The following is a 17,234-nucleotide window of genomic DNA, read 5'->3' on the forward strand; positions in this document are numbered from 1 at the left end:
CCTCGGTCTGCCCCTACGACGTTCAGACTCGACAGCGGCGGGCAATTCATCGCCGCACCGCGACCCCGTAACCGCGCTTTCACACCAGGTCGGGTCCGGTGAGCGCACCGTCGCGGGGCACCCGTTCACTCCTTCTTCTTCCGGTAGGTGGCGATCCACCTCTCGACGTCCGCAGCGAGCCAGATCCTGCCCTGGGCGAGGTAGGCGATCGGCTTGGGAAAGTTCGGGCGGTTGGTGATCTGGTAGACGCGCTGGCGGCTCACCCCACCGAGCCGGACGCCGATTTCGTGGGTTCCCATGAACAGCTGCGCCTCGCGCTTCACGCCCATGACTATAGCTTCTGAGCAACTTGACCCACGCTCACCCAAAAGGATGCAAATCCCGGCATGCGAGCCTCGGCTGTGGATCGTGGACTTCTCGGCGGCGGCTGGTTCTCGGTGCTGACAAATCGGACGCGTCGCAGCACTGGCGACCAGCCGGACCGGCCGGATTCCGGGAACCAGCCGGCCACCGAAACCACCCACCCGGCCCTCCGGTAGTGATCATTTGCCTCCGGCCGCTTAGGGTCGTCTGGTGACCTCCGCGCCGCTTCGCATCGCCTTGTTGTCGTATCGCAGCAAACCGCACAGCGGCGGCCAAGGGATCTATGTCCGGCATCTGTCGCGTGAGCTGGTACGACTCGGTCATCACGTCGAGGTGTTCTCCGGCCCGCCGCTGCCCGATCTGGACGACGGCGTGCGGCTGACCGTGCTGCCGAGCCTCGACCTCTACCGTGACCCTGATCCCTTCCGGACACCGCGGCTCAGCGAGTTCCACACTTCGATCGACGTCCTCGAGTGGGCGGCGATGTGCACCGGCGCCTTCCCGGAACCCCTCACGTTCTCCCTGCGCGCGTGGCGTCACCTGCGGCGCCGACAGGCCGACTTCGACGTCATCCACGACAATCAGTGCCTGGGGTACGGGCTGTTGCCCCTCGCCGGATCCGCCACTCCCCTGGTCGCGACGATCCACCATCCGATCACCGTCGACCGTGACCTGGAACTGGCCGCCGCCCCGAACTGGAAACGCCGCCTGTCCCTGCGCCGCTGGTACGCGTTCACCCGCATGCAGGCCCGCACGGCCCGCCGTCTGCGCTGGCTGACCACCGTGTCTCATGCAGCCCGTGACGAGATCGTGGACGCTTTCCACGTGTCGCCCGACCGCCTCAGCGTGATCGGCGTGGGAGTCGACATCGACACGTTCAGCCCCGCAGAAAACCGAGCCGAAAGCCAAGCCGCGAAGAAGGCCGGCCGCATCGTCACGGTGGCGAGCGCCGACGTACCCCTGAAAGGTCTTTCCGAGCTCATCGAAGCGGTCGCCAAACTCCGCGCGAGCCGCGACGTCGAACTCGTCGTCGTCGGCTCGGCGCGACCGGACGGCCCCGCCGCGTCGGCGATCGCCCGGCTCGGCCTGGACGGCACGGTACGGTTCGTCTCCGGTATCTCCGATCAGGAGCTGGCTGATCTGTTCCGGTCGGCGACGGTGGCGGCGGTCCCCTCCCGGTACGAGGGTTTCTCCCTCCCGGCCGTCGAGGCGATGGCCTGCGGGGTGCCGCTGGTCGTCACCACGGCGGGCGCGCTGCCGGAGGTGACCGGACCGGACGGGCTGGCGTCGCTGCACGTCCCGCCGGGTGACGCCGAGGCGCTGTCGGCGGCGATCGGGCGGCTGCTCGACGACGAGCCGCTGCGCCGACGGCTCGGTGAGCAGGGCCGGCGCAGGGCGGCCGAACATTTCACGTGGCGGCGGACCGCGATCCGCACCGCCGAATGGTACGCGGAAGCGATCGCTGCGAAGGGCAGGTAGAAGCAACTTTGTTGACCGTCGACTACGACCGGCTGGATGTGCGGCCGGGCATGCGGGTTCTCGACTTGGGGTGCGGCGAGGGCCGGCACACGTTCGAGGCGTACCGGCGGGGCGCGGACGTCGTCGCCCTGGACCTGAACGAGAAGGACCTGGCGACGACCGCGCAGTGGTGCGCGGCCATGGACCTGGCCGGCGAGGCGCCGGCGACGGCGACCGCCACCACGGTACGCGGTGACCTGCTCCGTCTGCCGTTCCCGGACGCCAGCTTCGACCGGGTGATCGCGTCGGAGGTGCTCGAGCACATCCCGGACGACGTGACGGCGATCGCCGAGCTGGCCCGGGTGCTGAAGCCGGGCGGGCTGGGCGCGGTGACCGTTCCGCGCTGGCTGCCGGAGCGGGTGTGCTGGGCGCTGTCCGACGAGTACCACGCCAACGAGGGCGGTCACGTCCGGATCTACAAGGAGGACGAGCTGGCCGGGCGGCTGCGCGGGGCGGGGCTCACGGTGACCGGCAACGGGTTCGCGCACGCGTTGCACAGCCCGTACTGGTGGCTCAAGTGCGCGATCGGTGACGCGGCGCCGACCCGCGCCTACCACAAGCTGCTGGTGTGGGACATCGTCGACAAGCCGGCCGTGACCCGGGTCGTGGAGCAGGCGCTCAACCCGCTGATCGGCAAGAGCGTCGTGATCTATGTCCACAAAAGCGACCGGGAGCAGCATGTCGGTTCCTGAGCTGGCCGGGGTGCTGGGCACCGATCAGATTCTGCGGACCGTGGCGGCGATCGCCGCCGAGCAGGAGGACAGCGGCGCCATCCCCTGGTACGCGGGCGGCCAGCTGGACCCGTGGGACCACGTCGAGGCCGCGATGGCGCTCGACGTGGGCGGCGAGCACGACCGGGCGGCCGCCGCGTACGACTGGATGCGCCGCACGCAGCGCCCGGACGGGTCGTGGGCGGCCCGCTACGACGCGGGCGGGGTGGTCGCCGACGCCACGGCGGAGACGAATCACGCCGGGTACCTGGCGGTCGGCTGCTGGCATCACTGGCTGTGCACCGGCGACGACGCGTTCCTGGCGCGGATGTGGCCGGCGGTGCGGCGGGCGCTGGACTTCGTGACCGGCTGCCAGGCGCCGGGCGGGGAGATCGGCTGGGCGGCCGGCGATCCGCTCGCGCTCCTGACCGGGTCGTCCAGCATTCATCAGGCCCTGCGGTACGGGACAGCGATCGCCGAACGCGCCGGTGACCCGCAACCCGACTGGGAGCTGGCGGCCGACCTGCTGGCCACGGCCATCCAGCAGCGACCCGGGGCGTTCGCCGACAAGAGCCGGTTCTCGATGGACTGGTACTACCCGATCCTCGGTGGCGCGGTCACCGGCTCGGCAGCCCGGCAGCGCATCACGGCGAGGTGGGACGCTTTCGTCGTACCCGATCGGGGGGTTTTCTGTGTCTCGGATCAGCCGTGGGTGACGGGCGCGGAGACGTGTGAGCTCGCGCTGGCGCTGGACACGCTCGGTGAGCGGGACGCGGCGGCGGAACTGGTCGCCGCGATGCAGCATCTGCGGGAGGACGACGGGTCGTACTGGACCGGTCTGGTTCTGACCGACGGGGTGCGCTGGCCGGTGGAACGGACGACCTGGACGGCGGCGGCGGTGGTGCTCGCCGTCGACGCGCTGCACGGCGAGCACCCCCGGTCAGGCATCTTCCGGGACACCGGGAAGCTCAGTGATCCCGGCGCAGCAAGCGCAGTGAACCCCGCCCGCTGAGTTCGGAGTAGGCGCCGGACTCGAGCGCCCGCCGATAGATCCGGTACGGCGCCTGTCCGCCGTCCGCCGGGTCGGGGAACACGTCGTGGATGGCGAGGACCCCGCCGGCGGCCAGGTGCGGCGCCCAGCTCGCCAGGTCGCGCTGCGCGGACTCGTCGGTGTGGCTGCCGTCGAGGAAGAGGAACGCGAGCGGCGTCGCCCACAGCCGGGCGAAGTCCTCGGCGCGCGCGACCACGGCGACGACCACGTCCTCCGCGCCGGCCTTGGCGATCGTGGACCGGAAACCGGGCAGGGTGTCGATCAGCCCGACGGCCGGGTCGACGAGGGTGGCGTCGTGGTATTCCCAGCCGGGCTGGTGCTCCTCGGAGCCGCGGTGGTGGTCGACGGTCACCACCGTGGTCCGGCGCGGGCGGGCGGCGGCCGCCAGGTAGAGAGTGGACTTGCCGAGGTAGCTGCCCACCTCCAGGATCGGGCCGGCCGGGGCGGCGTGGGCGGCTTCGGCGAGGGCGAGACCCTCGTCGGGCGGCATGAATCCGGGCGCCGCGGCGGCGGCCGTCAGCAGGTCGGCATCGAGCATCCGATCATCATAGGAACGTCCGGCCGCCCCGCCGGACGCGCCGTCGACGAACAGCATCTTGCCGAAAACGTTTTCGTAGTTCAGGGTGGGTAGTCCATCGACCGCAGACGATCCCCCCTGTGCGCCGCCGCGATCCCCGTCGTCCGCGCGGCGCGACCCCGGAAGGCATCCCCCCATGCGTCTTCTCCATGCCCGTACCAGGCTCCTCCTCGCCCTGCTCCTCGCAAGCGCGGCCGTCCCGCAAGCCGCGCCCACCGCCGCGCAAGCCGTGCTCCCCGCCGCGCAGGCCGCGCCCGCCGCCGCCCGGGCCGCCGCCAAGTCGGTCTACCTCCCGGCGCGCTGGACCCAGACCGGCGAGGTCCCCTGGGCCGCCGACCGCACCCGCGAATCCGCCAACTTCATCCTGCTCTGGGGCGAGAAGTCCGGCGCCAACCCCACCGCGGCGCCCGCGCCCTACGCCTTCGACCCGAACAGCATCATCACGCAGCTGGAGAACCTCTACTCCTTCTACGTCGGCACGATGCGGTTCACCCCGGAGACCGGCAAGCTCGCCCAGTACAAGATCGTCGTGATCGTCACGAACACCTGGAACCGGACCGCCCTGAACGCCTGGGCCACCGGCGGCCAGGTCGACAACCAGGTCGGCGTGATCAACATCGATCCCCGGGCGGCGCAGTCCGGCTCCTGGGGACTCGCCCACGAGCTGGCCCACGTCTTCCAGTGCTACACCACCATGAACCGCCCCGGGAACGGGCTCATCGACGCGTCCGCCGGCACGTTCTGGGAGACCAGCGCCGAGTTCATGGCCATGCAGGCCCTGCCGACGACCGCCGCCGGCGACCTCACCCGGTGGCTGCGCTCGGAGAACCTCTACTACAGCTCCAGCCGCCACCATTACGGCAACTGGATGCTCGCGCAGTACATCAAGGACCGCGACGGGCTGGGCATGTTCAACCGCATCTGGAACGAAGCCGGCGGCAACGAGCACCCGTTCGACACGTACAAGAGGATCTCGGGTCTGACCCAGACGGAGCTGAACCGGCGGATGGGTGAATACGCCACCCGGACCGTCACTTACGACTTCGGCAACCGCGCCACGCTGCTACCGTTTCTGACGAATGTCTACGGCGCCGGATTCCTCAACGCCTACAACGGCGGCAACGTCGAAGCCGTCGACCGCAGCCTCGGCCACTACCGGATCAACACCCGCCAGGCGCCCTCCGACTACGGCTTCAACAAGATCAAGCTGGTGCCCGGGAGCGCCGGAGCAACGATCAAGGTACGCCTGAAGGGTCACGCCGAGACCGGCGCGACCGGCTGGACGTTCGGCCTGGTCGCCAAGCGCGCCGACGGCACCGCCCGCTACTCCCCGCTGGTCACCGGCGTCGACGGCCAGATCGACTTCCCGCTGCAGTCCGGCGAGTCCGAGGCGTGGCTGGTGGTCACCGGCACGCCGTCCGCCGTCCCGCACTACGGCTTCCTGGACGGTTACCCGAAGGCCCGCCGGTTCCCCTACGAGTTCCGCGTCTCCGGCGCCACCCCGTCCGGCTTCGAGCCCGGGCACGTGAAACCCGCCGCCACCCACGGCGGTCGCTGGCACTCCAACGGCGGCGGCTGGGTCGCCGCGGGCGCCAGTGTCGCCGCCTCCGCCTACGTCGGCCCGAAAGCCGCCGTCTTCGCCGGAACGGTCACCGGCAACGCCCGCATCGAAGGCCTCGGCTGGGTCAACGGCGGCACCGTCGGCGGCAACGCCGTGGTCAAGGACAACGCCATCGTCCAGGCCGGCGCCAACCTTTCCGGCACCGTCGTCGTCGGCGGCGACGCGGAGTTCGCCATCGCCTGCAGCGCCGGAACATACCTGCAGTTCAGCACTTCCCGCGGCTGCGACGGCGGCGGCGGAGAGACCGACATCAACCCCGCCCACGGTACGTTCCCGAGCGCCGACCTGGTGATCGGAGTCCCCACCACGACCTCGTAAAACGCGCCTCAGCCCGGTTTACGGGCGCTCACCAGGTGGGTCGGCAGCCACGGGCCGCTCCACCACAGGCGCCAGCCCAGTCCGCGCCGGCTCACCTCCGCCATGCCGAGATGCCGGAGCCGCTGCTCGTACTGCCGGGTGCCGCCGAGGTCGGCGATCAGCAGCCGCCCGCCGGGCCGCAGGACCCGGACCGCCTCGTCGACGGCGCGGTCCCGGTCCTCGCTCGCCTTCAGGTTGTGCACCGCCACGTTGGAGACGACCACATCGAACGATCCGTCCGGAAAAGGCAGCCCGGTCATGTTCCCGGTGTGCAGTTCGACGCGATCGGCGACCCCGGCGGCGGCCGCGTTGCGCCGGGTCGCGTCCGGGCCGTTGCCGGACTGGTCGGCCCGCCACAGGTCCACACCGACGGCCCGCCCGGCCGGCACCCGCAGCGCCGCGGAGATCAGCAGCGCGCCCCGGCCGCACCCGAGATCGAGGATCCGCTCGTCGCCGCGCAGCTTCAGCCCGTCGAGCAGCCGCCCCCACACCACGAACTTCCCGACCCGCGAGGCGTAGAAGGCCAGCGCGCAGCAGAGGAGGATCAGCGCACAGCCGACCAGCGGCCAGAACGTCTGCTGGGCGACCGCCTGGGCGACACCGGCGCCGACCAGCACCACGGGCACGATCAGCAGCCGCGGCGCGTCGATCCCGTACTCCCCCGCGGGCTTCCGTTCAGCTGGATCGTGAGTCACGTCGCCGTACGGTAGTCCGCACTCACCCGAAGTTCTGCCCCACTCCACAGCGATGATTGTTCATCTCCTCCTACATGTATGCGTATACTTATCGCAGAGGAGGTGAGACAAGTGCCGAACAAGACCATCTACATCGCCGACGACGACATGCACCTGCTGCATCGCGCCCAGGAGCTGACCGGCGGAAACCTGTCCGGCGCGATCGTGGCGGCTCTGCGCCGGCTCGTGCAGATCGAGGAGGCCAAGACCATGGGGTACGACGAAATCACCGTCAAAGTGGGACTCGGAAGCTCGTCCGTGAAACGTTTCCTCGGGGTCGCCCTCGGCGAGTGGACGTCCGCCGGCAACGAGGGCGAGGAGACGTACTCGCTGTTCCGCACCGGCAAGGGACGATTCGCCGTCCACCACTCCCGCTCCGCGATCACCACCCCGGTCGGGCCGACCGCCGAGCGCAGCAAGAAGTGGTCCACCGGGTGGCGCGGCTGGATCGGCGACTGGTCGCCGGATCAGGCCTGGATGCGTACGCCGGCGCAGGCCACGTTCGTCGTGGTGGACACCGTCGAGGAGCTGGAGACGCTGCTGCCGGCCGAGCTGTACACGGTGGCACTGCAGACCATCCGGGACGAACCCGAGGTGGAGGACCTGGACATCTAGCCGGCGGGCAACTCGCGGGAGCCGCCGACCACGAGGGTGACCACGGCATTGACATCCTCGAGGCCCGCGGCGTCCAGGTCCGCGCGCAGGGCCGCCTCGTTCGCCACCGGCGGTCTGCCCATGGCTTCCACGTGCAGCGTCCCCGTCTGCACCTGCAGGTCGGTGAGCTGCCACCCCTCTTCCGCGGCCCACCGCTGGGCGACCGGGTGCGCGTTCGCGATGATGATCTGCTGCTGCAGGACCTGCCAGCTGCCGTAGCCGAGCGGCGCCGCGACCAGCACCAGCGCCACCCCGACCGTGACCAGGGACTTCGCGCCGAGCGCCCGGACCGCGACGCCCGCCTCCCCCGCCGCGTCCCGCACCCTGCCGGCCAGCATGATCACGGTGCCGGTGGCGATGATCGCGGCCATGTTCGTGCCGAAGAGCAGCAGCGCGCCACCGGACTGCCCGTAGGCGCCGGACTCGGCGGTCAGCCCGACGACGGCCAGCGGCGGCACGAGCGAGATGGCGATGGCGACGCCGGGCAGGGTGTCCGAGACGTCCGAGCGGATCAGCGCGAACCCGCCGACCAGACCCGTCGCCAGCGCCGTCAGCAGGTCGATCAGTTTCGGACTGACCCGCGACGCCACCTGCGAGTTCGTGGAGGCGACCACCTCGGTCGGCACGGTGAGACCGAGCAGGTAGCCGATCAGGATGACGGCGGCTCCGCCGGCGAGCACCACACCGAGGTGGTAGAGCAGCTGCCGCCGGTCGGCCAGGACAAGCGCCAACGCCGTACCCAGAATGGGTGTCATCAGCGGCGCGACGATCATCGCGCCGATCACGGTCGCGGTGGAGTCGGCGACCACGCCGGCCGCCGCGATCACACCGGCGAGCGTGAGCAGGACCCAGAAGTTCGCCAGGTTCCGCCGCCGGTCGCCGTGGGTGAGGAACAGCCGGGACAGGATCCGGTCCACGTCACCGGCGGGAACCCGCAGACCGGGCCAGGCCGGAGACTTCAGGCGCGCCATCGGTCCACCGTCGATCACCCCGCCCTGCCCACCCTCATCCCTGCCGGATGGTTCTCGGCGGCGGGGTTCTCGGCGGCGGAACGATTGACACCTAGACGGCCAATGCCTAGGTTCGCTAGGTATGGACGTCAAAGGTCATCTCGATCTGCTGCTGCTCGCAGTCCTGGCAGACGCGGGCAGCGCGCACGGATACGCGGTGATCACCGCACTGCGCGAGCGTTCGCGGGGGGCCTTCGACGTGCCGGAGGGCACGGTGTACCCGGCACTGCACCGCCTGGAGCGCGCCGGGCTGGTGGTCAGCCGATGGGAACAGGCGAGCCCACGGCGGCGCCGGGTCTACGAGCTCACCCGCGAGGGCAGGCTCGCCCGGGCGGCGAAACAGAGCGAGTGGCGCAGCTTCGTCACCAGCGTGCAGGCCGTCATCGGACCGGTCGCCGGGTCGGCGACGGCATGACGACCCCGACGGGCGACGGGCCGGTGGAGCAGTACCTCGACGAGATGTTCGACCGCCTGGCCGGCACCGGCCCCGCGGGACGCCGGATGCTGGCCGAGGCGGAGAGCCACCTGCTCGCCGCGGTGGACGACAACCGCGCCCGCGGCCTCGACGCGGAGGCCGCCGAGCGCGCGGCAATCGACCGATTCGGTACGGTGGGCGCCGTCGTCCGCGTGGTGCCGGCCACCACCCGTGACCTGGCAGCACCACTGCGCCGCCTGCTCAGCGGGACATGGCTCGCCGCCGGCATCCTGATGATCTGGTGGGGCGGCCACGGCGTGCTCTCCTGGCTGCTCGGGTGGCCGTGGACAGCGCTGCTGATCGCCACCGACCGATTCGGAACACAGCCGGGCATGTGCGGCCGCCCCTGGGTCCCGTCGAACCCCACAGCCGACTGCCTCACGCTCTACCGCGGAACCCTCAACCTCGTGATCGAAGGCGGCGACCGAGCCGCCTACCCGGTCGTGGCGGCGGCCGGGGTGCTCCTCACGGCGGCATGGTTGCTCCTGCGGCGCACCACCGCGCTGCGGGCATGGACCCCAGCGCCGATCCCCCTAGGCCTCGCTCTCGCGGTCCCGTTCGGCCTGGCCGCGCCGGTCCTGATCGCCTACGGCGCCGCCGGCCTCTACTGGCAGGCTCAGCATTGGACGCTGAGCTACCTCACAGCCGGCCTGCTCGCCGTAGCAATCAGCGCCACGGCCACCCGAGCCCTCCGCCGTGAGCGACTGTCCCCACCCGGCGCCCCGAGCAAGCCGATCACCGCCGACACGACTCGATAGCCTCAGCACTCATGCCCTTCACCCCGATTCAGCCTGGCCGCGGCCCGCCCTGCCACGCGCGGGCCGGTCCTGCGGCACTGAGCGTCGAAGGCGGGACTATCCGCGCCTTACGGAGGAGATGCCATGCCACTGGCTACCCAGAGCCTGATGTTCATACCGGATTATCGGTTCTTCAGTGTCCGCGATTACAGCGCAGTCGACCAGCCGGGAGCATCCGAGGCATTGTCGGCAGCCCATCGCGATATCATCACAGCCAGCGAGTACGAGATATTCGTGGTGTGCGCCCAAGACCAACTAAAGATCGGTGTAAGCGTAACAGTCGGCGATGACCCGGCGAGCTTCGATCGCCACGGCGATGGAACGGTGCAGTTTACGGTTCCTTTCCCAACCGCGCAGTTGCACGCCGGTGACGCGTTCGGCAACGCAATCACCATGGACCTGCCGAGGGCAGGTGCTTACTCGGTCACCATCGAGCACTCCGGCAGAGAGCGCGCCAGGGAAATTCTCTCTGAAGTCTTGCCGCACACTGCCGATCTGCACGGCGATGAATTGCGCGACGTTCTGGACCAATGGGCTGGAACCGAACGCTACCAAGTCACTCTATTTTCACTCGAATGATCCGCCGCCACGCCCGGATAAACGGCACTCACTGAGCTTGTCGTTTAACCAGTTCGGCGGGGTTTGGTGCCCTTCTTGTGGTGGGCCGGTCGTTGGTGAGCCCGGCCGATGACCATGATGAGTCCGACGTCGTGGCGGGTAACGGCGTGCCGGTTGCGGGAGCCTGGCGGGCGTCCGGGGCCAAGGCAGCTGGGTTCGGTGCACGCGCTGGCGAAGGGCTGGTCGCGCGGAGGTTCCGAAACCCTCGCCGCACCCGGGCCGGCGTGAGCCGCTCCGGGGGCATCGGGCGTTCCCAGGGCCGGCGCAGGTCCTGTGCCAGGGGCCGGCCGAGACGCAGCTCCATAGGCGTCGCCTACAACGGCAATTCGAGTTCCCAATCAGCAAATGGAGGACTTACCTGGTAAGCGTCGTCGCAGGCCCTCCGGATCCATTGGGCGGCGCGATACTCCGCGTCGGTGTAGTTGGTCACCTGGCCCGCCTCGTTGACGTCCAGGACATTGGCGAAGATGGCGAATACCTGCTCAAGGCCAGAGCCATACGTCATGAAGACGGCGCGATAGTCGATGTCCTGCAGTAGGTCCATGACGAGTGTGCCCTCGGCTAGGTAGAAGGCGAAGAAGCGAAGCGCCGACCGAACATCCTCCGGTAGTTGTGCCACGCTGTGATCATCCCCGGGCGTCTACTCAGGGTCGGCGGCGCACTGTCATGCCGCGGAGAAGGCGTCGCCAGGCGCTCCGAGTTGGTCGCGACGGTCCGGGCCGTCGCTTTCGGGCTTCCAGATCGCGAGGTCGCCGCCGGGCATGCTCACCACCAAGAGCCCTTGATCGGAGCGTATCTGCCAGGCTTCGTACATCTCGTCATAGGGCACCACGAGGTCGGCGTCGCCGAAGGTCACCGTCAACGTGCCGTATGGATCGACCGTTGCCGCCGTGACGGGGGCGTTCAGCAACTGGATGAGCTGCTCGGCCACGTCGAGACTGATGGGTTCGCCATGCCGTTCGGAACCGTCAACACGGACGAATCGCAGCGAGCCTTCAATCGTGAGCTCGTGATAGGCATCGTCGTCAAACTCCAGCCGTACACCTGGACCCATGCGGAAGGCCAGTAGCCCGTGGCCGACGACAGCATTTAGCAGCCGATTGGTCAGATCGACGTCTTCAAGCGCTGGAGGCACGAGCCGATTATGCCTTCTGCCCCCTTACTCATCTGCCGCGATCCGCGTGCCGGTCGCCGGCGGAGCCGTCCTCGGGTCAGTGACTTGCGTCAAGTCCAAAGGTGTCCGAACGTGCTCGGCGGGAGCCCTCGTCATCGAGCCACTTGACGGTGAGAATCAGGCCGCGGTAGGGGAACAGGCCACGATCCCAGTCGTCCAGCTCTTCGACGAAGGTGTCCGCGTCTTCCACGAAGTCATCAAATCCGCCGTAGTGCAGGGCGAAGTAGCCGGTCACTTGCTCGCGTGGCTCTGACCAGCGACGCCACCAGAGGTGACCACCCCGTTGCGACCAGCATGTGTCAAAGCGCAGGTACAGAACGCCGAATGGCTCGCCCTGATCCGCAAGCACGCCGGCACGCTCGCGATAGGGGTCGAATCGCGGATCGGGTTCAGCATGGCTGAGCGGTGGGCGGAACGGCATCTACCCATGATCCCGTGCACTGATCTGCCGCAGAGAACGCGCGCTGGGTCCCGCCGCTGCCCGTGCCCAGCCCCTGGCCAGCACGCAGCGTAGTCGCACCCTTGATGACGCACCAACTTCGTCCGCAGCGACGTCGGGGCGGGGCCGGAGGTTAACGGCAAGCCGAGTGGCGGATGGGGTCGGGATCGAACCGACACGGGTTACCCCCAACGGTTTTCGAGACCGCGGCCGTCGCCTGCCCTCGGCTGGCCCATCCAGGTGGTCACTGGGCGGAAGCGGGAGGATTCGAACCTCCGCCGGTTTCCCGGTCCGCCTTAGCAGGGCGGCGCCTTAGGCCACTCGGCCACGCTTCCCAGGTGCTCCAAAAAACCATAGAGCCGACCATCGGGCGTCACAACCGATTTAACCATCGCTCTGTTAGTTGACGCTAACGTTAGCGGGAACTAACCTACTGCTCATGGCGGAGGACGAGCAGGTCGATGAGGCGCTGCGGGCTCTGGCGGAGCCTCGGCGGCGGGCCATTCTGCGGCTCGTCGCCCACGACGAGCTGGCCGCCGGGGAGATCTCGGCGGCGTTCGAGGTGAGCCGGACGGCGATCAGTCAGCATCTGACGGTCCTCAAACAGGCCGGCCTGCTCACCGAGCGCCGCGCCGGCACCCGGCGGCTCTACCGGGCCCAGCCGGAAGGGCTCGCCGGGCTGCGCGAGTTCCTCGACACGATGTGGAGTGACGCCCTCGACGTGGGGCGACGCCTGGTCGAGGCGGAGCGGCAGGACGCGGCCGAGGACGCGGCATGACCCCCGACGCGCCCGGCCAACCCGACGCACGCAGCGAACCCGACCCATCCAGCGAACCCGACGCACCCAGCAAATCCGAGGCGCCCCACTCCCCCGAGGCGTCCACCAAGCCCGGCGCGCCCGGCCCGTCGGCTGATGGGCGGCAGCCGATCCGGCAGGCGACCATCGTCCGCAGCGACCGCGCGCACACCTTCGCCGTGTTCGTGCGGGATATCGACAAATGGTGGCCGACCCAGCCGTTCTCCCTCGGCCAGGAGCGGGTCACGGCGGTGACGTTCGAGCAGCGCCTCGGCGGCCGCGTCTATGAGACCTGGGCGGACGGCACCGAGGTCGGCTGGGGTGAGGTGATCACCTGGCGGCCGCCGGAACGGTTCGCGATGACGTGGACGGTGGTGCCGGGCGTGGTGACCGAGGTGGAGGTGGCGTTCGCCGCGCTGGGGCCGGCGCTCACCCGGGTCACTCTGGAGCATCGCGGCTGGGAGAAGCTCGCGACAGCCGTGCCCGGCGGTTACGCCGCCGGCTGGAAACACATCTTGGAACTGTTCACCGCGGCCGCCGAAGCGGCCACGACCGAAGCGACCAAAGCTGAAGGAGCCTGACCCATGCGCTATCTCGCCCAGGCGATCCACTACCCGAAGCCGGAGCACCGCGACGACCTGATCGCCGCGATGGGCCGGATGCGCGCCGCCTCCGCCGCCGTCGACGGCCTGGAGGAGATCGGCGGCTTCGAGGACGCCGACGCGGGCCGCCTCGTCGCGATCTCGGTGTGGTCGTCGCTGGAGGCCTTCCAGGCGGGGATGGCGCAGCTCGGCGCCGCGATCGCCGACGTCCCGTTCGACGAGTGGGAGCGCCAGAAGGGTTCGATGCAGGTGTTCCCTCAGGTCGCCTGAGACCGCCGGAACCGGTGACCCGGACCTTGTAACGGGGCCGTCACGGCCAGGCGATCGACACGACACGCCCCGGCGGTAGAACTGTCCGGGTGGATGGGGTGCTGAAGGTCAGGGGCGCGTTGGTGTCGGCGCTCGGACGGCGGACGTTTCTGCAGGTGATGGCCGCGGTCGGGGCCGGCGGCACGGCGGCGGCAGCGATGCCGGGCCCGGCCTCGGCAGCCGCGCCGGCGATCCTGCAGCCGGGGAAGGGCCCGATTCACGGCAAGCACTACCTTCGATCCCGCCCGGACGAGGTCCGCTGGGGTTACGTGCCGTCGACCGGCAGCGACGCGGTGCTGCGGATGCGGTCCGGGGAGACGGTCACGATCGACACCGTCTCGCACGAGGGGATCCTGGAGGACCAGGGCCGGGACCCCGTCGCCTGGTTCGCCCAGCACGGTGTGAAGCGCGACGGGGTGCTCAACGACGCCGTCGTGATCGCCCGGGACTACGCGCGGACCGCGCGGAACTTCGACGTGGACGGCCCGCACATCGTCACCGGTCCGATTCAGATCATCGGCGCGGAGCCCGGTGACGTCCTCAAGGTCGAGGTTCTGTCGGCGCTGCCGCGCGTTCCCTACGGTGTGATCTCCAGCCGGCACGGCAAGGGCGCGCTGCCCCGGCTGGCCGGTGGCGCGGTCCCGGCCGGCATCACCGAGTCCGAGATCATGCCTCCGGTGGCATCCGACGGACGCGGCAGCGGTGACCCCCGCCGATACGGCAACGTCTCCGTCTTCACCCCGGTCCGCACCTCGCGCAAGGGCGCGCTGACCGGCGTGCTCCCTCGCCGCGGCGACCGCCCCGTCGCGTTCCCGCTGAACCCGTTCATGGGCATGATGGGCGTCGCGTTCGCAGACGCGCCGACGATGACCGATCCGGCCCTCAACTCGATCCCGCCGACGCTCGGCGGCGGAAACATCGACATCAATCTGCTGGGCCGGGGTGCCACGTTCTACCTGCCCGTCTTCACCGAGGGCGCGCTCTTCTACGTCGGTGACCCGCACATGGCGATGGGCAACGGCGAGGTGGCGCTGACCGCGATGGAGGGTTCGCTGCGCGCCACCTTCCGGCTGACGGTGGTCAAGAAGGGCAGGCCGGGCGCCCCGTCGGTGGCGTTCCGCTACCCGTTCGCGGAAACCCCGGAGGCCTGGGTGCCGATCGGGCTCTCCGATCCGGACGGCCCACAGGGCGGCCAGGGCAACGATCTGGACATCGCGATGCGCCGGGCCGCCGTGAACGCCCTCGACTTCCTCGAACACGACCTCGGCATGCACCGTGCGGTCGCCTACGCCTACCTCTCCGCGGCCGCCAGCTTCGAGGTGTCGCAGGTGGTCGACCGCACGACAGGAGTCCACGCCGTCATCCCCAAAGACCATTTCTGATCATTGGGTACGGCCGGAGCACCGTCCCTGCGTGATCCGGTCCGGCGCCGGTAACGCCACGTGCGGCACCCCCTCACCGACCAGCATCGGCTCCCGGCTCGTCACCAGCAGCGCCGACCCGCTCGCCGCCGGGATCAGCGGCCGCACCTGGTCGTCGCTGGTGGCGCCGTCCACCACGATCAGCACTCGCCGCGCGGCGAGTAGCGAGCGATACCTGCCGATCCGTTCGTCGGCCTGTTCCGGCACCTCACCGGGCGGCACGCCGAGTGCCCGCAGCGCCCGCCCGAGCAGGTCGGCCGCGGTCACGCCGGCGCCCGCGACCGCGAAGATCTGCCCGTCCGGGAACGTGTCGGCGAGCCGGTGCCCGGCGCGGGTGACAAGCGCCGACTTGCCGCTGCCCGGCGGACCGTGCACGACCACGGCGGCCGGTGTGCGCTCCCCCGCCGCCGGCCGGGCGGCGGCCAGCACCGCGGCGATCTCGCCGGCGTGCCCGGTCAGGAACACCGGGTCGGGCGGCAGCTCGCGGGGCACCTCGCCGATCGCGGGCCGGTTGCGGCGCAGCAGCTGCCGGGCCCAGGGGTCGAGCCGCGGCGCGCGTTCCAGCATCGCCACGTGCAGGTCGACGAGTTCGCTGCCGGGGTCGACGCCGAGCTGGGCCTGCAGGGTGGCCTGCGCCTGCCGGTACGCGGACAGCGCGGCGGCCAGGTCCCCGGCCCGGTAGAGGGCGAGCATCAGCTGCGCCCAGGCGCGCTCCCGCAACGGGTGGGCGCCGAGGTGGTCGCGCAGCACCGGGACCAGCTCACCGGCGTACCCCAGATCCAGGCGCGCCTCGGTGAGGTCCTCCAGGACCCGCAGCCGGTCGGCCTCCAGCCCGGCGAGCAGCACGTCCAGCCCGGCGCCGCGCGGCAGGCCGTGCCCGGCGGCGCCGCGCCACAGCCGCAACGCCGCGTCCAGCGCCGGCTCGGCCCGGCTCGCGTCGCCGCCCGCGAGCGCGGCCCGGCCCAGCTCCGCGAGCCGGTGGAACTCGGTCACGTCCAGCTCGTGGGCGGCCAGGTTCATCTGGTACGAGCCCTGCCGCGACACGATCCGGTCGCCGAGCGTGCGGCGCAGGGCGGCGACGTGATTGCGGATGTTGGCGACCGCGGACGCGGGTGGCTCGTCACCCCAGAGCAGATCGGTGAGCCGGTTCAGCGTCACCGGCCGGTTGACCTCCAGGGCCAGCACGGCGAGCGTGGCCCGCCGTTTGGCCGGCCCGGGATCGACCGGGCCGTCCTCTCCCCGTAACTCCACCGGCCCGAGCAGACGGACCTCGATGGACATGTGTCTCCCCCTTGAATCGGCCCCCAGGTTAGGAAGCCGGGCAGGAGAGATCAACGCGAATCCGGAGAATCGCACAGTGAGCATTATCAACCGGTCAAGGACGGATCCCGAGTAACAAAAACGTCCGGCCCGTCGCTCAGATCCTGGTGAGTACCCGGCGTACCGGATCGGCGATCTTGTCCTGCGGCACGAGGGCCGGACCGGTGAACTGGACGACGCGCAGATCCTTCCGGTACGGCACGACGGCCAGCACCGAGCGCGTGGTGTCTTCCAGGTAGCCGACCGCACCGGCGCCCAGTCCTTTGATCCGCTGTGACTCCTGGCCGGCCCCGGCCACCGCGTCGATCGTCTCGTCAACGGTCTCCGAGCGGTCCGGCATGGTGGCGACCGACAGGACGAACGCCTGCTTGCCGTCCCGGCCGTAAGCGCAGTGCCGCCACACGTTGCCGTTCTCCTGCTTCTCGGCGGGCAGTTCCTCGGCGGCCAGCTTGGTCTTCCCGTTGCCGCCGAGCAACTCGGTCACCTGGTTCGCCGGGAACAGGTCGCAGGCGGAGGTGATCGTGGCGGCCCGCGGCGGGGCCTTCGACGCCGGCGCGGACGCCGCCGGGGCCGCCTGCCAGGTCGGGGCGGGCTCCTCCCCTGCGCAGCCCGCGGCCAGCAGCACGGTGGCGCCCGCCACCAGATAGGAGCCGATGCGTTTCGGCAAGAGAATCGTTCCCCTCATGAC

At 70.2% G+C, this 17,234-nt stretch carries 21 protein-coding genes, 2 tRNA genes and 1 pseudogene; 12 read left to right on the top strand and 12 right to left on the bottom strand.

Going from position 1 to position 17,234, the window contains the following annotated elements; all coding sequences use genetic code 11:
• Positions 1-125: 125 nt before the first annotated feature.
• Positions 126-329 carry a helix-turn-helix transcriptional regulator gene (locus AMIS_RS22135; RefSeq protein WP_014444615.1) on the bottom strand — a complete coding sequence of 68 codons (204 nt, stop codon included), beginning with the start codon at positions 327-329 and terminating at the stop codon, positions 126-128.
• 244 nt (positions 330-573) lie between these two features.
• Between AMIS_RS22135 and AMIS_RS22140 the strand changes: the two genes are divergently transcribed.
• Genes AMIS_RS22140 through AMIS_RS22150 form a run of 3 tightly spaced genes read left to right on the top strand, consistent with a single transcriptional unit; the run spans position 574 to position 3,603 of the window.
• A complete protein-coding gene (locus AMIS_RS22140) occupies positions 574-1,842 on the top strand; it encodes a glycosyltransferase family 4 protein (RefSeq protein ID WP_014444616.1) in 1,269 nt (422 codons plus the stop codon).
• Positions 1,843-1,853: 11 nt separating this feature from the next.
• Positions 1,854-2,573 carry a class I SAM-dependent methyltransferase gene (locus AMIS_RS22145; RefSeq protein WP_014444617.1) on the top strand — a complete coding sequence of 240 codons (720 nt, stop codon included), beginning with the start codon at positions 1,854-1,856 and terminating at the stop codon, positions 2,571-2,573.
• The gene (locus AMIS_RS22150) at positions 2,560-3,603 is read left to right on the top strand and encodes a prenyltransferase (RefSeq protein ID WP_014444618.1); all 1,044 of its coding nucleotides are present in this window, start codon (positions 2,560-2,562) and stop codon (positions 3,601-3,603) included. The genes AMIS_RS22145 and AMIS_RS22150 overlap by 14 nt, the downstream gene beginning before the upstream one ends.
• Here AMIS_RS22150 and AMIS_RS22155 read toward each other — a convergent pair.
• Positions 3,560-4,180: a class I SAM-dependent methyltransferase gene (locus tag AMIS_RS22155; RefSeq protein ID WP_041831143.1), complete on the bottom strand. Its 621-nt coding sequence runs from the start codon at positions 4,178-4,180 to the stop codon at positions 3,560-3,562. The two genes, AMIS_RS22150 and AMIS_RS22155, sit on opposite strands and share 44 nt — an antisense overlap.
• A 175-nt stretch (positions 4,181-4,355) precedes the next feature.
• On the opposite strand from AMIS_RS22155, the gene AMIS_RS22160 reads away from it, so the two are divergent.
• Positions 4,356-6,158, top strand: a complete 1,803-nt coding sequence (locus tag AMIS_RS22160; RefSeq protein WP_014444620.1) for a DUF6055 domain-containing protein — start codon at positions 4,356-4,358, stop codon at positions 6,156-6,158.
• Between the two features lie 8 nt (positions 6,159-6,166).
• Here the strand turns inward: AMIS_RS22160 and AMIS_RS22165 are convergent, their stop codons facing one another.
• A complete protein-coding gene (locus AMIS_RS22165; RefSeq protein ID WP_014444621.1) occupies positions 6,167-6,892 on the bottom strand; it encodes a class I SAM-dependent methyltransferase in 726 nt (241 codons plus the stop codon).
• 111 nt (positions 6,893-7,003) lie between these two features.
• Here AMIS_RS22165 and AMIS_RS22170 point away from each other — a divergent pair, with 111 nt between their 5' ends.
• Positions 7,004-7,546, top strand: a complete 543-nt coding sequence (locus AMIS_RS22170) for an EXLDI protein (RefSeq protein ID WP_041829972.1) — start codon at positions 7,004-7,006, stop codon at positions 7,544-7,546.
• Here AMIS_RS22170 and AMIS_RS22175 read toward each other — a convergent pair.
• Positions 7,543-8,556, bottom strand: coding sequence for a DUF389 domain-containing protein (locus AMIS_RS22175; RefSeq protein ID WP_014444623.1), 1,014 nt, complete (start codon positions 8,554-8,556; stop codon positions 7,543-7,545). The two genes, AMIS_RS22170 and AMIS_RS22175, sit on opposite strands and share 4 nt — an antisense overlap.
• Positions 8,557-8,677: 121 nt before the next feature.
• On the opposite strand from AMIS_RS22175, the gene AMIS_RS22180 reads away from it, so the two are divergent.
• The 3 genes from AMIS_RS22180 to AMIS_RS22190 all read left to right on the top strand — a co-directional run bounded on the left by AMIS_RS22180 (position 8,678) and on the right by AMIS_RS22190 (position 10,446).
• On the top strand, positions 8,678-9,010 hold the full coding sequence (locus AMIS_RS22180; protein ID WP_014444624.1) for a PadR family transcriptional regulator: 333 nt from the start codon (positions 8,678-8,680) through the stop codon (positions 9,008-9,010).
• A complete protein-coding gene (locus tag AMIS_RS22185) occupies positions 9,007-9,828 on the top strand; it encodes a permease prefix domain 1-containing protein (RefSeq protein ID WP_014444625.1) in 822 nt (273 codons plus the stop codon). The genes AMIS_RS22180 and AMIS_RS22185 overlap by 4 nt, the downstream gene beginning before the upstream one ends.
• 123 nt (positions 9,829-9,951) lie before the next feature.
• Entirely contained in the window at positions 9,952-10,446 is a 495-nt protein-coding gene (locus AMIS_RS22190; RefSeq protein WP_014444626.1) for a hypothetical protein, read from the top strand.
• A 44-nt stretch (positions 10,447-10,490) separates the two neighbouring features.
• On the opposite strand, the pseudogene AMIS_RS44860 reads toward AMIS_RS22190, so the two are convergent.
• From AMIS_RS44860 to AMIS_RS22210, 6 genes and pseudogenes are all read right to left on the bottom strand, one after another.
• Positions 10,491-10,798: pseudogene (locus tag AMIS_RS44860) on the bottom strand (NF041680 family putative transposase); the annotation flags it as partial.
• Positions 10,799-11,104, bottom strand: a complete 306-nt coding sequence (locus AMIS_RS22195) for a DUF7677 family protein (protein WP_014444627.1) — start codon at positions 11,102-11,104, stop codon at positions 10,799-10,801.
• Positions 11,105-11,149: 45 nt separating this feature from the next.
• Positions 11,150-11,620 carry a DUF6188 family protein gene (locus tag AMIS_RS42840; RefSeq protein WP_014444628.1) on the bottom strand — a complete coding sequence of 157 codons (471 nt, stop codon included), beginning with the start codon at positions 11,618-11,620 and terminating at the stop codon, positions 11,150-11,152.
• Positions 11,621-11,696: 76 nt separating this feature from the next.
• The gene (locus tag AMIS_RS42845) at positions 11,697-12,080 is read right to left on the bottom strand and encodes a hypothetical protein (RefSeq protein WP_014444629.1); all 384 of its coding nucleotides are present in this window, start codon (positions 12,078-12,080) and stop codon (positions 11,697-11,699) included.
• Positions 12,081-12,247: 167 nt separating this feature from the next.
• Positions 12,248-12,336 (bottom strand) — tRNA-Ser (locus tag AMIS_RS42850).
• A 14-nt stretch (positions 12,337-12,350) separates the two neighbouring features.
• Positions 12,351-12,433, bottom strand: a tRNA-Ser gene (locus AMIS_RS22210).
• 104 nt (positions 12,434-12,537) lie between these two features.
• On the opposite strand from AMIS_RS22210, the gene AMIS_RS22215 reads away from it, so the two are divergent.
• From AMIS_RS22215 to AMIS_RS22230, 4 genes are all read left to right on the top strand, one after another.
• Entirely contained in the window at positions 12,538-12,876 is a 339-nt protein-coding gene (locus AMIS_RS22215) for an ArsR/SmtB family transcription factor (RefSeq protein ID WP_014444630.1), read from the top strand.
• Positions 12,873-13,475 carry an SRPBCC domain-containing protein gene (locus tag AMIS_RS22220; protein WP_014444631.1) on the top strand — a complete coding sequence of 201 codons (603 nt, stop codon included), beginning with the start codon at positions 12,873-12,875 and terminating at the stop codon, positions 13,473-13,475. Before AMIS_RS22215 ends, AMIS_RS22220 begins: the two co-directional genes overlap by 4 nt.
• 3 nt (positions 13,476-13,478) lie before the next feature.
• Complete coding sequence (locus tag AMIS_RS22225) at positions 13,479-13,766, top strand: putative quinol monooxygenase (RefSeq protein WP_014444632.1); 288 nt, start codon at positions 13,479-13,481, stop codon at positions 13,764-13,766.
• Between the two features lie 98 nt (positions 13,767-13,864).
• A complete protein-coding gene (locus AMIS_RS22230) occupies positions 13,865-15,187 on the top strand; it encodes an acetamidase/formamidase family protein (RefSeq protein ID WP_197537964.1) in 1,323 nt (440 codons plus the stop codon).
• Here AMIS_RS22230 and AMIS_RS22235 read toward each other — a convergent pair whose 3' ends face one another.
• Complete coding sequence (locus tag AMIS_RS22235; protein WP_014444634.1) at positions 15,188-16,507, bottom strand: AfsR/SARP family transcriptional regulator; 1,320 nt, start codon at positions 16,505-16,507, stop codon at positions 15,188-15,190.
• A gap of 136 nt (positions 16,508-16,643) precedes the next feature.
• Positions 16,644-17,213: a DUF3558 family protein gene (locus AMIS_RS22240; RefSeq protein ID WP_041829975.1), complete on the bottom strand. Its 570-nt coding sequence runs from the start codon at positions 17,211-17,213 to the stop codon at positions 16,644-16,646.
• Positions 17,214-17,234 lie beyond the last annotated feature (21 nt).

The sequence above is a fragment of the Actinoplanes missouriensis 431 genome (genome assembly GCF_000284295.1).
Lineage (GTDB): Bacteria > Actinomycetota > Actinomycetes > Mycobacteriales > Micromonosporaceae > Actinoplanes > Actinoplanes missouriensis.